The 15307-nt window shown below is 50.0% G+C and carries 12 protein-coding genes; 3 read left to right on the top strand and 9 right to left on the bottom strand.

Annotated elements, in window-relative coordinates; all coding sequences use genetic code 11:
- Positions 1-5: 5 nt before the first annotated feature.
- Positions 6-1220, bottom strand: a complete 1215-nt coding sequence (locus tag KD145_RS30415) for an MFS transporter (RefSeq protein ID WP_212003557.1) — start codon at positions 1218-1220, stop codon at positions 6-8.
- A gap of 162 nt (positions 1221-1382) precedes the next feature.
- On the opposite strand from KD145_RS30415, the gene KD145_RS30410 reads away from it, so the two are divergent.
- Both KD145_RS30410 and KD145_RS30405 read left to right on the top strand, forming a co-directional pair.
- Complete coding sequence (locus KD145_RS30410) at positions 1383-2690, top strand: sensor histidine kinase KdpD (RefSeq protein WP_212003556.1); 1308 nt, start codon at positions 1383-1385, stop codon at positions 2688-2690.
- A 249-nt stretch (positions 2691-2939) separates the two neighbouring features.
- Positions 2940-4538, top strand: a complete 1599-nt coding sequence (locus KD145_RS30405; protein ID WP_212003555.1) for an ABC-F family ATP-binding cassette domain-containing protein — start codon at positions 2940-2942, stop codon at positions 4536-4538.
- Here KD145_RS30405 and KD145_RS30400 read toward each other — a convergent pair.
- The 8 genes from KD145_RS30400 to KD145_RS30365 form a co-directional block, all read right to left on the bottom strand.
- Entirely contained in the window at positions 4535-5722 is a 1188-nt protein-coding gene (locus tag KD145_RS30400; RefSeq protein WP_212003554.1) for a M20 family metallopeptidase, read from the bottom strand. The two genes, KD145_RS30405 and KD145_RS30400, sit on opposite strands and share 4 nt — an antisense overlap.
- Positions 5715-6779: a dihydrodipicolinate synthase family protein gene (locus KD145_RS30395; protein ID WP_212003553.1), complete on the bottom strand. Its 1065-nt coding sequence runs from the start codon at positions 6777-6779 to the stop codon at positions 5715-5717. The genes KD145_RS30400 and KD145_RS30395 overlap by 8 nt, the downstream gene beginning before the upstream one ends.
- A 30-nt stretch (positions 6780-6809) precedes the next feature.
- Positions 6810-7829 (bottom strand): NAD(P)-dependent oxidoreductase, encoded by a 1020-nt coding sequence (locus KD145_RS30390; protein WP_212003552.1) that lies wholly within the window; start codon positions 7827-7829, stop codon positions 6810-6812.
- Positions 7830-7836: 7 nt separating this feature from the next.
- Positions 7837-8619 carry a glucosamine-6-phosphate deaminase gene (locus KD145_RS30385; protein WP_212003551.1) on the bottom strand — a complete coding sequence of 261 codons (783 nt, stop codon included), beginning with the start codon at positions 8617-8619 and terminating at the stop codon, positions 7837-7839.
- Between the two features lie 16 nt (positions 8620-8635).
- Positions 8636-9835, bottom strand: coding sequence for an N-acetylglucosamine-6-phosphate deacetylase (nagA, locus tag KD145_RS30380; protein WP_212003550.1), 1200 nt, complete (start codon positions 9833-9835; stop codon positions 8636-8638).
- Complete coding sequence (locus KD145_RS30375; protein ID WP_212003549.1) at positions 9816-11192, bottom strand: sugar MFS transporter; 1377 nt, start codon at positions 11190-11192, stop codon at positions 9816-9818. Before KD145_RS30375 ends, nagA begins: the two co-directional genes overlap by 20 nt.
- Before the next feature lie 70 nt (positions 11193-11262).
- On the bottom strand, positions 11263-12603 hold the full coding sequence (locus tag KD145_RS30370) for a Gfo/Idh/MocA family protein (protein ID WP_212003548.1): 1341 nt from the start codon (positions 12601-12603) through the stop codon (positions 11263-11265).
- Positions 12604-12642: 39 nt separating this feature from the next.
- Positions 12643-13653, bottom strand: coding sequence for a Gfo/Idh/MocA family protein (locus tag KD145_RS30365; protein ID WP_212003547.1), 1011 nt, complete (start codon positions 13651-13653; stop codon positions 12643-12645).
- Positions 13654-14027: 374 nt separating this feature from the next.
- Between KD145_RS30365 and KD145_RS30360 the strand changes: the two genes are divergently transcribed.
- Positions 14028-15293, top strand: coding sequence for an Nramp family divalent metal transporter (locus tag KD145_RS30360; protein ID WP_249219646.1), 1266 nt, complete (start codon positions 14028-14030; stop codon positions 15291-15293).
- Positions 15294-15307: the final 14 nt, after the last annotated feature.

The following is a 15307-nucleotide window of genomic DNA, read 5'->3' as shown; positions in this document are numbered from 1 at the left end:
GTATATCAGGCCACCACAGTTTTTTTAAATGGAAGACGCCATAACGCGAAAGCACAGCCCAAACATAACACCACCATCACTATCCATAATGCCGCGAAGCCCCAGCGTTCAATGATGAGTGCGCCACCACCCGGACCTACCACCTGGGCAACAGACCAGGTAAGGGCATAGGCAGCTGCATACCGTCCTCTGTTCGTATCGTTGGAACGTCCCATGATCACCGCATTTACAAAGGGGAATACCATCATTTCACCTACGGTCATAAATATAACCGCCATCAAAGCTGTCGTGATGGGCACATGACCCGGCAGTATCAGGAACAAATAACCCAGTGCCGTCACAATCACTCCGCCAACGATGTAATACATGGCCGATTTCCGGTTTTCCCAGCGCCTTACCAGCACCATTTCAAATAAGGCGATAATCACCCCGTTGATGCCCAGCAACAGGCCAATCGCAAATTCATCGATATGCCAGTCTGTTTTCCAGTAAATAGGTACCAGTCTGAATATTAAACTGAAAGAAGTAGTGTACAGGGTAATCCATACCAGGAAGCGGAACAGGAAAGTATCTTTCCAGATCGGCAGGTTGCGGGGAGCAGCAGAAGCCACCGCCTTAGTACGGGGATGACCACCATTAGCCGGCAACAGTACAGTGATCAATAGCCCCACCAGTATGTATACACAGCCTTCTACCCAAAACAGCAGGTGATAGTTGATCGCTGCCAGTATCCCACCCAGAGAGCTACCCAGCGCCCAACCCAGGTTCATGGCAAAGCGGTTGAGGGAATAGGAACGGGTAAGATTCTCCGGTTTGGAATAAGCCGCAATAGCAGCTCCGTTGGCCGGCCGGAAAGCTTCTGCCACAAAACTCAGGACCACTGTCATCACACACAATACCGCGAAATGGTCAATATAACCAAAGGCGATAAACAGCGCCCCTCCTGTAATGGAAGTGAAAATCTGAACAGAACGGAATCCCAGCTTGTCAATAAAATAACCTCCTGCCAGGGAGCCCATTACCGCTCCTATACCAAAGAGCGTGATGATGATGCCTGCATCCGCAATGGTCCAGTGTTTGTTTTGGGTGAGGTACATGCTGAGGAAAGGTACCACCATGGTTCCGGTACGGTTAATCAATATTACAAGGCTCAGCAACCAGGTTTCCTTACTAAGGCCACTGAAAGAAGACCGATAGGTCTGGGCTATCTTTGCTAACATTATCCTATTTCGTTGTTCCTATTAATGATCGTCGTGGTTTTCAAAAAAATGTGGTACGCTTTTTAGTATGTAAATTTCACACTAAGCTGTTAGTTTTGATTAGTCCAGTTTGGAAAATTCAGGTAGACCAGTTTCTAACCTGCCAATTATTTAGCTTTGCACATGCCACATTCTATGATAAGTGATTACAGTAAAAGACTGCAAGCAAGGATCCTGTACCTGGTGGGCCCTCCCGAAGAAGTAACCCTCGAAAACCGCATATTCAACTCCATGTGCCTGATAGCCATACTGGTGAGTGCTGTACAGATTCCTTTTAATTATTTCACCGGACTTAAAATGACCGGCCTGCTGTTTGGCGTGATGCTCCTGGTATTAGCGGCATTGTATTTTCTTTCCCGCTTCAAAAACAGGGCATCACTCAGTATAGCCATCTCCGTGATAACGGTCAACCTGTTGTTTGGTATGGTGTATTTTGTCAGTTCCGGTATCTCCGGTGCCAGCCTGATGACTTTCACCCTTACCTTTTTTCTGGTGATGATCATATCCCCCCGCGGGCAATATAGCTGGTGGCTGGGCTTCAATCTCCTGCTGGTGGCTGCGCTGGTACTGACTGAATATTATTACCCGGAGCTGGTGCCCAACATGTACCCCGACCGTCAGTCGAAGATGGTAGACCTCTCCGCCACCTACCTTACCAGTGTGCTGGTGATCTTTTTCGGAACCCTGTACCTGAAAAAAGCCTACAACCGTGAAAAGCAGCAGGGAGAGGAAAAAACCAGGGTGCTGGAAGTGATGAATACCGAAAAAAACAAATTGTTCTCCATCATTTCCCACGACCTGCGCAGCCCGATGGCCTCCATACAATCTTATCTTGAGCTGATGAAAGATATACAGCTGCCGGCTGAACAGAAATTACAACTGGAAGCCGAACTACTGCAGATGGTGAACAATACCCAGGATATGCTCTACAACATGTTGTTATGGTCTAAAACACAGTTGCAGGGCCTTACCGTACATCTATCCCCGGTAAATGTATATCATGCCGTGATGCCTGTCCTCGAGATTAATACTTCGCTGATCACCAACAAAGGCTTACACCTGCAAACACGTATAGACCAGACACTGATGGCCATGGCCGACCTTAACATGCTGCAGCTGATCATCCGCAATCTGATAGGCAACTCCATCAAATTCACGGCTCCCGGTGGGCATATCTTCATAGAAGCCTGCAGACAGGGAAAGGAATGCCTCATCACTATCCGTGATACCGGCACCGGTATTGATGCCAAAAGAGCACATGAAATATTTTCGCTCAAAGCACGATCTACTTTCGGAACCAGCAATGAAAAAGGAATTGGGCTGGGCCTTTATCTCTGTAAAGAATATACGGCTGCACAGCATGGCCGCATCTGGTTTGAAAACAATCCTGACCAGGGTTGCTCCTTTTATCTCGTGTTTCCTTTGGCATAAATTCAAAAAATAGTATCTTTGCCCTCATCATGTGATCTAATCCACCCACATATTAAACCTGTTCCGCTCCGGAACCTTGCTTCCAGCAAGCATTTCAATATATTTATTATTTATCAAACCCGTCTTCTGGCAAGGCCAGCAACGATTTTTTCATCTTAATATTTAAACCAATGAGACTAGCAGTCATTACTTCCGCCCGCAAACGTCAACCTATGTTGAACATTACTCAGACCAGAAAACAACCTTATCATGCTATTGACTGCACAACATATCCACTATCAACTGCCCCCCAACAGGGTTTTATTTGATGACCTGCATTTTTCACTGGATAAAAATGATCATGCTGCCATTACCGGAGATAACGGTGCCGGCAAATCCACTCTGCTGCGGATTTTAGCCGGGCAGCTGTTGCCTCAGCGTGGCACGGTGATCGCGCATGCACCACTATATTATGTGCCACAACATTTCGGGCAGTTTAATGACCGTACAGTAGCACAGGTACTGGGTATCGATGCCAAAATACATGCGCTGAACGCCATCCTCGAAGGCGACACGCAGGAACAACATTTTGAAGCGCTGGAAGATGACTGGGACATCATTGCCCGCTGCGAACAGGTATTTGACAGATGGGGCATTACCCATATCCCGCTCACCGCCTCTTTTTCCCAGCTGAGTGGTGGCGAAAAAACCCGGGTGTTCCTTTCCGGCAGCGACCTCTCCGCCCCTGCCGCCATACTGCTCGACGAGCCTACCAATCACCTCGATAAAACTGCCAGGGCCCAGCTGTACGACTGGGTACAACGCAGCAACAAAGCATTGCTGATCGTGAGCCACGACCGGCAGCTGCTTGAGCTCTGCAATCCCATCTGGGAGCTGTCTGACAGCCGGATGCAGGTATATGGTGGCAACTATACTTTTTATGAGCAGAGAAAGGCAGAAGAGACAGCTGCCCTGCAGCAGCAGATCGCCCATGCAGAGAAGACCGTAAGGGAAGCCCGCCAGCAACAGCAGCAGGCCATGGAAAGGCAGCAACGGGAAAATGCCCGCTCACAAAAGAGCCGTAAAGACGGCGGCATACCCAAAATTCTGATGAACGGCCGCAGAGACCAGGCTGCCCGCACTACTGCGCGGATACAGGATGTTCACGCCGAAAAGGTAGCCGGACTCCAGGCAGCACTGGATTCCGCCAGCGCCGGCGAGCAGGTAGCCCGCATCATGAAAGGCCATTTCGCCACACCACCAGGACATAAAGGCAAAATACTGGTACAGGCAGAACAACTGCAGTTCGCCTATAATGACAACAGTCCCTTATGGCCGCAGCCACTGGATCTCCTCGTCAAAAGCGGCGACCGGCTGGCCATCGCCGGCCACAACGGCAGCGGCAAATCAACCCTGATACGGCTGATCACCGGCCAGCTGCCCGCCCAACAGGGAAGGCTATACGTAGCTCCATTCCGAAGCCTCATACTGGACCAGGACTACAGCACCATCGACCGCAACAAAACCGTGTGGCAACAGGCAGCTGACAACAATGAAATAAACCTGGAGGAAGGGAGGCTGAACACGGTACTGGTGAGGTTTCTGTTTGACCGCGACAGCTGGGATAAGCCCTGCAGCGCCCTCAGCGGCGGAGAAACACTGCGGCTGGCATTATGCTGCATGACCCTCAACAGTCATGCTCCCGATATGATTATTCTCGACGAGCCTACCAACAACCTGGACCTGACCAACATCCGGATGCTGACACAGATATTTGCTGCGTACCAGGGCACCCTGATCGTAGTATCACATGATGCCCACTTTCTGGAAGAAACGGGCGTAACCGAAACGTTACATCTGTCTGATTAGTTGCCCAGTGTTTTGAGCGCCAGGTAGGCCATCAGGCCGGCCCCGGTTTCAAGTGCATGCTCGTCCGCATCAAAAGTGGCGGTATGCAGGCCGGATATGATGCCTCTCGACTCATTACGGACACCGAGCCGGTAAAAGCAGGCATCTGCAGCATGGGTATAATAGGCAAAATCTTCTGCCGCCATCCAGATGTCCAGGTCTACCACATTATCTGCGCCCAGGTACGCTGCTGCATGGGCGCGGGTAATGTCGGTCAGCTTTTCATTGTTGACCAGCACCGGATAACCCTGATGTATTTCAATATGGCAATGTGCTTCCATGCCTTCGGCAATGGAGATGGCCATTTTACGAATCTTCTCAAGTGCTTCCCGGCGCCAGGTTTCATCGAGCGAGCGGAAAGTGCCTTCCAGCCTTACTTCGTCAGGGATTACATTGGTAGCACCGTTGGCTATCATCTTCCCGAAAGAAAGTACAGAAGGCAGCATAACGTTGGCCCTTCTGCTTACAATCTGTTGCAGCCCGATCACAATATGACAGGCTATCACCACCGGGTCGATGCCCAGATGAGGCATCGCACCATGTCCGCCTTTTCCTTTGACCGTGATAAATATTTCATCGTTGCTCGCCATATAACGACCACCTCTGAAACCTACCTTACCTGCCGGCAGTTCCGGCATGGTATGCTGCCCCAGAATATTCTGCGGGCGCGGGTTTTCCAGCACTCCTTCTTTGATCATCATACTGGCGCCGCCGGGAATCAGCTCCTCCGCCGGTTGAAAAATAAATTTCACCGTACCGGAGAAATCATCTTTCATTCTGCTGAGAATATTGGCGGTAGCCAACAGCGAAGAAGTGTGCACATCATGACCGCAGGCATGCATCACACCATCATGCATAGACTTATAAGACACATCATTCAGCTCTGTGATTGGCAAAGCATCAATGTCTGCCCGCAAAGCTATTACCTTCCCATCATCCGGCTTATTGCCGCTGAGCAGGGCCACCAGTCCGGTATTGGCCATCGGCTCAAAGGGGATATTGAGCTCTTTCAGTTTACCGGCAATAAATGCGGCCGTATTTATTTCCTTGTAAGACAGCTCGGGATGTGCATGCAGATAGCGGCGGTTGGCCACTGCTTCTTCCTGTATGCTGCTTGCCAGTTGGCGGATTTTTTCTTTAAGCATTGGTGACAATGTTTGTTTCCTTTGCCAGAAAAGCCTTTACAAAATTGTCGTCGGTCAACTGCGGCCAGGCAGCCACCACCCGATCAATTTCTTCCAGCTGTCCGGGAGATAAAGTTTCTGCTTCATCCAGGCACCAGATACCTTCCATCAGCCCCTGCCGCCGCAATACCTCATGAATGCCCGCAATAGAGCCTTTAAACGCATTGGACGGATCAAAAAGGGCCGCATTCATATCTGTGACAGCGATACCTTGCTGTAACAGTTCACCTGCTCCTGAATAATCCTCAAGTATACACCTTTTTATCCTTTCAAAGAGCGGTAATACCTGACTGGTCCATACTGACCAATGCCCCAGCAAACCGCCGGCGAATCGTTTGATCACCTCCCGGCCGTTGACAGTAAAGCGATACGTCGTCAGCAGGTCTGCCACAATATTATCATCATTGCCGGTATACAATGCGATGTCTTCGCAGCGCGACGAATGACAAACCGCCCTCACCACATCAAGTGTCTGGTAACGGTTAAAAGGCGCCGTTTTGATAGCTTTCACTCCCGGAATCTCCACCAGCTGCTCCCAGAAGCGATAACTCAGGATACGGCCACCCACAGAGGGTTGCAGATAGAACCCAAACACCGGTATGATTTCAGAAATCGTACGAACATGTGCAATCAGTTCTCCTTCCGAAAGATGATTAAGCCCACCCAGACTCAGCAGGCCCATGTGATACCCATATTTCAAAGCTATCCTGGCCTCATCAGCCGCCTGGGCCGTAGGCCCGCAAAGGCCCGCCACCCGGATAAAAGGACGGGTAAGCTGTGCCGCCGCTATCTCTTCTGCCGCCAGCCGCAGCACCGTTTCGTATAACCCTACCCGTGGGTCACGGATAGTAAACTGGGTAGTATGTACGCCTACAGCCACACCACCGGCACCACTAGCGATATAATAACGGGTAAGGCGGCGCTGACGGTATTCGTCCAGCTGCCGGTGCTGGTTTAAAGCCAGCGGGTGCGCTGGTATTACAGTGCCACTATATAATAAATCAGGGACCTTTTGCATTTTTTTATTTTTTCATTTTTTCATTTGATGCTAGAACTGTCCTTCCCTTTCCTGGAAATGAGTAGCCTTGGAGATAGTGCGGCCGCCCTGTTCCATCCAGGCAGCAGTAAGCCCGATCATTTCCTTCAGCGATACTTTCGGATAGCCAAACAAACGGAAACTCTCCGCAGCATTGCTTAACAAGGCAGTGGTTTCTTCTTCATGCAGAAATACCGGCGCTTTTCCGAAAATCCTGCCAAACTCTCCGGCAATCCAGCGTACCGGCGCTGTTTCAGGCCCGGTGATATTCAGCAGTTTGGCCGGCACCGCACAATGTGTAAAACTCCGCAGCGCCATTTCATTGGCATCACCCTGCCAGATAACATTCACATGTCCCATACGCAGATCGATGGGTTTACCATCACGTACCGATTTAGCGATTTCGAGCAGTACCCCGTATTGCAGATCGTTGGCATAATTGAGACGGTATATCAGCAACGGCGTGTTGTATTTTCCGGAGAAATGCTGAAACACCCTTTCCCTTCCCAGGCAGGACTGCCCGTACTCTCCTACCGGAGCCGGTGCCATCGACTCGGCTGCTCCACCAGCCAACACCGGTGTCAGCGGATATACGTTACCGGTAGAGTACACAACAATCCGGGAGTTGCGGTATTTTTCCGCCACTCTTCCCGGCAGATAGGCGTTCATCGCCCAGGTGAAGGCTTCTTTGCCAGTGGTGCCAAATTTGGTACCGGCGAGGTATAATACGTTTTTTACGTCCGGCAGTGCGGCCAGATCTTCTTCATTCATCAGATCGGCGGCGATGGTTTCGATACCATCCTGTTCCAGCTGTTCCTTTAAACCTGGCTCTGTAAGCCTGGATACGCCTATCACTTTGCGGGGCACACCGGATTTATCAATTGCCTGTTTGGCCAGTTTAGCCAGGCTGGGACCTATTTTACCACCCACGCCCAGGATGAGGATATCACCCTCCAGCGCTGCCATTTCCGCTACCAGCGCAGCTGATGGCTGCAACAGTGCTTCCACTGCTGCCAGTATATTTTCCGTCATGTTGTTTTTATTTTATGTTGAAAGATGATAAACTGATTTGTTGTGCACTGTCGTTGTCCAGAAACAGCACGGCTGCCGGATGCCTGCGCAGCGCGGTAGATGGATATTGCTCTTGTACAGTGTCGTGTACCGTATGTTTTACGGCAGCAGCTTTATTTTTGCCAGGCACCATACAGTAGATATAACGGCCACGCATCAACGCAGGAACAGTAAGTGTGAGGGCATAACGTGGTACGAGGGTGATGTTGGCGAAACAGCCGTCGTTGACCTGCTGCTGGCGGCAAGCCTCGTCCAGGTCTACCACCTTTACCAAAGCCGGATCGTTGAAATCGGCTACGTGCGGATCGTTGAAGGCGATGTGTGTATTTTCGCCAATGCCCATGTTCACGATATCGGGAGGATACTGTTGCAATAAAGCAGCATAGCGGCTACATTCTGCAGCGGTATCTGCAGCATTGCCATTGAGATAAAACACTTCGCGGAAAGGGAGTCTGGAAAAAATACGTTCCTTCAGAAAGTTACCGAAGCCCTGTGGAGCATCGGCCGCCAGGCCCACATATTCATCCATATGAAAAGCATTCACTCTCTGCCAGTCGATTCCCGGCTGCAGTACCAACGCTTCCAGGAACTCCTGCTGGGAAGGTGCTGCAGCAAAGATGATGTTGACAAAAGGCTGTTCTTTCAGCAGTTGCCAGATCCTGGTGGCAACCTTGTCTGCAGCAACAACGCCCATGACTATACGGGAAGGATGTATCTGTACTTCTAATGTATCTGTCTTAAATGATCGCATGACTAAAAAATTTCTTTTACAACGTTGTGTCTTTGCTGTACATCCGTTCTCCTTCTATAAAAACGGTACTTACCTGTATCTTTTCATCAAAAAAAACAATATCAGCATCTTTACCAGCCACCAGAGATCCTTTTCGGTCATCTATACCAGCAATGGACGCAGGGGTGGCCGTGATCATCTGTACAGCTTCCTGCAGGGGCACTTCTGCCAGCTGCACCATGGTCCGCACCAGCCTATCGGCTGTGGCTACACTGCCGGCAAATGAAGTACGATCGGGCAGTTTAGCCACCCCATCTTCCACCAGTACCTTTATACCATTATGCAGCCCCCCCAAAACACTTTCCCCTGGCGGCATTCCTGCGGCACGCATGGCGTCGGTAATCAGCGCCGTTTTACCCGCCCCTTTGATCTTATATACCAGCTTCAGCAAAGGAGCCGGCAGGTGAATCCCATCAGCGATGATCTCCACCGTCATATCATCAATCAGGAAAGCTGCTTCCACCACACCGGCATAACGAAAGGCATTGCGGCGGGTGACACTCGACATGGCAGAATACAAATGGGTAATATGCGTATAGCCGTTCTCGTAAGCTTCCAGCATTTCTTCATAAATAGCGTCGGTATGCGCGGCGGCTGCCAGTATGCCCCGGGACCGGAGATAACGACCAAAAGGTAATGCTCCCGGCAGTTCAGGGGCTGCACTCCAGCGCACCACCGCCGATGAAGCAGACAACACCTCCATATATTCCGCTTCCTCCGGATTACGGATATAACGCGGGTCTTGTGCTCCCCGCTGGCTCATGGCCACATAAGGCCCTTCCAGGTGGAGCCCGGCAAAACGTGCACCGGTAGTATTCTGCGCATGCGCCGCTTCATATAATTCAAGGGCCTTGAGTAAACTAGCCTTGTCACTGCTCAGTGTAGTAGGCACCATCGTGGTGGTACCATATTCCAGGTGTTTTTCCGCCACTTTCAGAAAAGCTGCTACCGTACCATCCATAAAATCAAAACCACCACCACCATGAATATGCAGATCTATAAACCCCGGAGACACATACTGCCCGCCTGCGTCTATCACCGTCGCGCCGGGCATTTCCACATCCCGCTCGCTCACCGCCAGGATACGTTTGCCTTCCGTAATCAATGTACCATTACGTATGATCCGGTAAGGTGTAATAATATGGCCATTGACAATCTTATACTTTCTCTGTTCCATGCAACTGTTTTTCCGGTTGAGTATTTATAGAAAGGGCAGTCCTTGTCCACTGTCTGATACGATGCCCATAAAATGCGTAAAACATGAGGTACAGATAACAGGGAAACAGCACCCAATAAGCATGACGTACATCATACCTGTCTGCGAAATAACCATACAAAGGAGGCAGCATGGCATTACCACTTAATCCCATGATCATCAGGGAAGCTCCCAATTTTGTGAAACGTCCCAGGCCATCGAGCGCCAGCGGCCAGATACCAGCCCATACCAGCGAATTGGCAAAGCCCAGCAATACCACAAACCAGATGGAGATATCTGTAGTATGTCCCAGCAGTTTTACTTCTCCCTGCATATAAATAATACCCAGTGTAAATAAAGCGCCCAATATAGTACAGATACGCAAGGCATTGACCTGACTCAGTATACGCGGGATCGTTATAATGCCCAGCAGATAACCACAGATGGTGACAAATAATGTATAGGAGGGAAATGTTTTAGCTTCCATCAATGGGATATGCATGGAAGTGGCATAACCGATAATCGTATCAATAGCCACCACCTGCGTGCCTACATGCAGAAAAATGGCCACTGCTCCGAGTATCAGATGCGGGAATCCAAAAATGTTTTTCTTGCCTGCGTTGGCCACCGCTACTGCCCCATCTTCCTGTTCGGTATTAATATCCGGCAAGGGAGAATAACGCACCAGCAATCCCAGTATAAACAAGACAGCTGCCACTACGGTATAAGGCGCTATCACTCTGCGGATCAGTTCATCGAGGGCCGCTTCCTTAGCGGCACCCGTCATATGCTGCAGCTGTGCAAACAAACCGCTGTCAGTAGGCTTTAATATCACAGCAGCAAAGATCAGCGGCGCTATAATACCCGCGCCCTTGTTGCAGATCCCCATGATACTGATACGCTGCGCTGCGCTTTCCTTTGGGCCCAGTATCGTGATGTAGGGATTGGCTGCTGTTTGCAATACCGCCAGCCCAAGTCCTATGGTAAACAATCCTAACAGAAACACCTCATAGGTTCGGGTCATTGCAGCCGGAATAAAAATAGCTGCGCCAAGCGACATCGTCCAGAATCCGATCATAATGCCCTTCTTGAATCCTACCGCCTTCAGCAGGTAAGAAGAAGGGACGGACATAATAAAATAGGAAATATAAAAAGCGAAGGCTACAAGGTAAGATTGAAAATTGGTCAGCTCACAGGCAATCTTAAAATACGGTATCAGAATGGCATTCACCCAGGTCACGAAACCAAAGATAAAGAAGAGCATTCCGATGATCAGGATGGAGATCACCGTATCCCGACGACTCAGCTGGCCCGGATCGATCCGGCCGGTTTGTTTCATAATCATCTGTTTTCAACTACGGATTATCAATGACGAAACCGCAATTGATAATCCGTAATTCGTAATTGAGTTACAAGGTTGGTTCCCATCCTGGCTGGTACTCCCGTTTCCAGTATTGTTGCGCTGCGGCATCATTCAGGATATGGCCGTTGCTGGTATCGATGTGTAGCGCATTGCCGGTACGTAGTGCAATATTGCCCAGCTGGCATAACAGCGTACTTTGATAACCACCCAGAATGTCTGCATTCAGTGGCGTGCCTTTGCGGATACCTTCAAAGAAATTCTGAATATGCAGCGCGTCCAGTGTTTCAGCGGGATTCATCAGATTGCGCGGATCGATGATGACCTGGTTTTTTACTTCTTTCACTACTTTATTATCCAGGTCATAAATCGTATAGGCGTTACCGTCAATTACCAGGGAGCCTTTTTCTCCGTAGAAGATGACACCTACGGAGTTGCCTTCCACGGTGCGTCCGTTACAGCTGCGACCTTCCCAGGTCATGCTGGTATTATTGGGGAACTCCAGTGTGATCACTTGTGTATCGGGCGTTTCCCAATCGTCCTGGTAACGGTAACGGCCCCCCGCAGAAGTAACACGGCTGGGATATTCCACGCCGAGGCCCCAACGCATGAGGTCAATCATATGGGTGCCATTGTTGAGTGCTTCGCCGGTGCCCCAGTTCCAGAACCAGTGCCAGTTGTAATGGATAAGGTTGTCTTTGAGCGGACGACGGGGTGCTGGTCCCTGCCACAGATCATAGTTGAGCCATGCCGGCACATCGATCTCTTTACCGCGGCCAATAGATTCACGGTTGTTGGTATACCAGCCTTTGGCGAAGTAAGCCCGTCCGATAGAACCTCCGCGTACCTCGCGGATAGCGGCTTCCACGTTTGGCCAGGAACGGCGCTGGTTGCCCATCTGAATGACTGCTTTATATTTTTCTGCCACTTTTACGAGCAACTCCCCTTCATACGGATTGTGGCTGCAGGGTTTTTCGAGGTATACATGTTTGCCTGCCTTGGCAGCCAGGATGGCGGCCGGCGCATGCCAGTGGTCTGGTGCCGCCACCACCAGCGCATCCATGTTTTTATTTTCGAGGGCTTTCCGGAAATCGGGTACTGCCTGGGGTTTTGTCTGTGTGATTTTAAAGACGCTGGCTATACATTTTTCCGCAGCGCGGGTATCCACATCGGAAACAGATACCACTTCACAATTTTTTTGACGGGCATAGTTATTGGCCAATGCAAGACCACGGGAGTTTACACCCATCATACCTACACGTACACGGTCGTTGGAACCCATGATACGTGCATAACTGGCTGCACTGAAACCCGGTAGCATGCCACCCAGCATAACAGCAGCCGTACCTTTGGTTGTTTTTTTCAGGAAGTCTCTACGGGACGCCTTCATAAGCTTTCAGATTTTTTGGGTATTGGAATTACAGGTTATTTAAATATTGATGACGGGCAACGCAACGGGTTTTCCCCCTTTACGTTTGCTTTCTTCGGCTGCCTCCATAAACGCCAGGATCTCCAGTGTTTCTTCCGGTTTTACAGGAGGCACGCCGGTACGGAAAAAGGCGGCGATCTCCTGTAGCAGTGCATCGTAGCCTTTAAAAGGACCTAACAGCTGATTTCCTTTTTCGCCGACTACGCGGCCACCAAAATCATCGGGACTGTTGCGGGTACCTCTGAACGTGCCGATACGATCATCGTTCCATTGTCCTACTACCACATCATTGCCGGGGGTATTGAAGCGGGTAACGGTTTTGCAGCCACTGCCCATTACAGCGAAAAGTGTTTCTACGCCGTGGATGCCATACCAGAACAAATCGGGATGTGTTTTTTCCAACGCGGCAGGACTGAAAGTATCAGCGCCAGTTACTTTACCGATAGCTCCCTGCTGCACTTGTTTAACGCTGTCCATAAAACGCAGGGCAGAAGAGGAAAACATGGGTACGTTGTATTTTCTGGTGGCTTTCACGATGGCAATACCATCTGCGAATGATGCCGCCAGGGGTTTATCGATGAAGATTTTTTTTCCTGCTTTGATGACCGGCATAGCCTGTGCCAGATGCGGACGACCGTCATTGGATTCCAGCAATACCACATCTGATTTTTCCAGCAGTGCCGCCATGGAATCCACTATCTCCACTCCCATCGCTTTTACCTGTTCTATATATCCAGGTAGTCGTTTTTTATTCAGCTCGATGTCGGGGCTTGTTTGCGGGAATGCCGCCACTACTTTCATGCCTTCCAGGCCGGGTACTGTTACCGGATTGTTGAAATTTTTGGTGAAAGCGATAGCATGGGAAGTATCGAGGCCGATGATGCCGATGCGGATCAATTTGTCGGAATGACTGGTATTCATGCCATACAAAGGCCGGAGGTTTCCCAATAAACCTGTTCCGATGCCTGCCAGCGCGGTATTGCGGATAAAGTTGCGGCGACTGTTTTTCATGTTGGAATTTTTGCGGATACTTTTATAATGGTAAGGACTACACTTACTGGTGTCCTATTATATATCTGTTCACAGTTGGCCTGTCTTGTAAATTTCAGTTGATCACTGCATCCCGGAGTAATAAATTCCGATTTCCGGGTACGTACCCGAAAAATACTTCTTTTTTTGAGAATGCACAATGTTTTTTTACAAAAAATGATAAACGCTTTCTTTTATTTCCCGAAGAATGTGTCTATCTTTCGGTAACGTACCCGGATCCCAGGACTGAAGTCCTGGGCTATATGATTGTCGGGGCCAAAATCAATACTACAGGGGATATCATCCCTATATCAGCAAGTATCCGCATACATCTGAAAAAAGTAAAAATCAACCTGATGTCATCACCTGGAACAACAATGGAAAAAACGCCGGCCACTGCCAACGGCACCATTCAAAAAAAACATGGCTATAAGGCCTGGTTGCAATCACTCGGGCCAGGGCTCATCACCGCCGCGCTGGTATTCGGGCCCAGCAAAGTCACCATCGCTTCCATCATGGGCGCCGGCTATGGTTTCTCCTTATTATGGATTGTGGCCGTGGCCATCTTCTTCATGATCATCTTCACTACCATGGCTGCACGGGTAGGCATCGCCACCAGCGAGTCATTACTCAGCACGATCAGCCGCAAATGGGGACTGCCGGCACGCATCGCCATCGGGGTGGGCGTATTCCTGGTGACTGCTTCCTTTCAGGCGGGTAATTCTATTGGTGCCGGCATCACGCTGGCGGAAGCTACCCATTCCAACAAAACCATCTGGATCATCCTTTGCAACATCGCTGGTATCAGCATTCTGTTTTTCCGCACCTTCTACAAGATGCTGGAGAAAATTATGATAGGACTTATTATCATGATGTTGTTTGCCTTTATGGTAACGATGATCCTCTCCCGCCCTCCTGTAGCGGGCATCGCCTCCGGCTTTGTTCCGACCGTACCAGCCGGCTCACAAAAACTTATCATCGCCTTTATGGCATCCTGCTTTTCTATCGTGGGCGCTATCTATCAGTCGTATCTGGTACAGGAGCGCAAACGTTTAAGACCGGAAGTAAGCCTGACTGGTAAAGAGACATTGCCCGGTATGCTGATACTCGGCTTCATGAGCGCCACTGTGATGATCTGCGCCGCTACCGTATTACATCCCGCAGGCATCAAAATCAACAACGCCACCGATATGGCCATCGCGTTGGAACCCGTATTCGGCAATGCCGCTTCCGGATTGTTCCTGGTGGGCCTTTTTGGCGCTTCCTTTTCTTCCTTGCTCGGTAATGCAGCCCTGGGCGGCACCTTGCTGGGAGACGCTCTCGGTTATGGCGGACAACTCAGCTCCGGCGTGGTTCGTACGTTCATTGCCGTTATCATGATCATTGGCGCCAGTGTGGCCATCACTTTTGGTAAGCTCCCACTGGAACTAATTGTGCTTGCACAGGCTGTCACTATTTTCATCGTACCGTTTATCGGCATCGCGCTCTATCTTGTAGCCAATGACACCACCATCATGGGACCGCTGAAAAACAACACCTTCACCAACATCGCCGGCGCCATCGGGCTGATCGTAATGTTGCTACTGGCCATAAGCAACGCCATCACCCTGTTCTTCTCGTAAACCACACTTACAAG

This window comes from Chitinophaga sp. HK235, from assembly GCF_018255755.1.
Taxonomy (GTDB): Bacteria; Bacteroidota; Bacteroidia; order Chitinophagales; family Chitinophagaceae; genus Chitinophaga.
The sequence above is the reverse complement of the archived record's forward strand: the minus strand, read 5'-3'. Positions and strand labels throughout refer to the sequence as shown.

Excerpts from the sequence above, each read along its gene's own strand:
- KD145_RS30415 (WP_212003557.1), bottom strand. The coding sequence starts at position 1,220 with ATGTTAGCAAAGATAGCCCAGACCTATCGGTCTTCTTTCAGTGGCCTT.
- KD145_RS30410 (WP_212003556.1), top strand. The coding sequence starts at position 1,383 with ATGCCACATTCTATGATAAGTGATTACAGTAAAAGACTGCAAGCAAGG.
- KD145_RS30405 (WP_212003555.1), top strand. The coding sequence starts at position 2,940 with ATGCTATTGACTGCACAACATATCCACTATCAACTGCCCCCCAACAGG.
- KD145_RS30400 (WP_212003554.1), bottom strand. The coding sequence starts at position 5,722 with ATGCTTAAAGAAAAAATCCGCCAACTGGCAAGCAGCATACAGGAAGAA.
- KD145_RS30395 (WP_212003553.1), bottom strand. The coding sequence starts at position 6,779 with ATGCAAAAGGTCCCTGATTTATTATATAGTGGCACTGTAATACCAGCG.
- KD145_RS30390 (WP_212003552.1), bottom strand. The coding sequence starts at position 7,829 with ATGACGGAAAATATACTGGCAGCAGTGGAAGCACTGTTGCAGCCATCA.
- KD145_RS30385 (WP_212003551.1), bottom strand. The coding sequence starts at position 8,619 with ATGCGATCATTTAAGACAGATACATTAGAAGTACAGATACATCCTTCC.
- nagA (WP_212003550.1), bottom strand. The coding sequence starts at position 9,835 with ATGGAACAGAGAAAGTATAAGATTGTCAATGGCCATATTATTACACCT.
- KD145_RS30375 (WP_212003549.1), bottom strand. The coding sequence starts at position 11,192 with ATGAAACAAACCGGCCGGATCGATCCGGGCCAGCTGAGTCGTCGGGAT.
- KD145_RS30370 (WP_212003548.1), bottom strand. The coding sequence starts at position 12,603 with ATGAAGGCGTCCCGTAGAGACTTCCTGAAAAAAACAACCAAAGGTACG.
- KD145_RS30365 (WP_212003547.1), bottom strand. The coding sequence starts at position 13,653 with ATGAAAAACAGTCGCCGCAACTTTATCCGCAATACCGCGCTGGCAGGC.
- KD145_RS30360 (WP_249219646.1), top strand. The coding sequence starts at position 14,028 with ATGTCATCACCTGGAACAACAATGGAAAAAACGCCGGCCACTGCCAAC.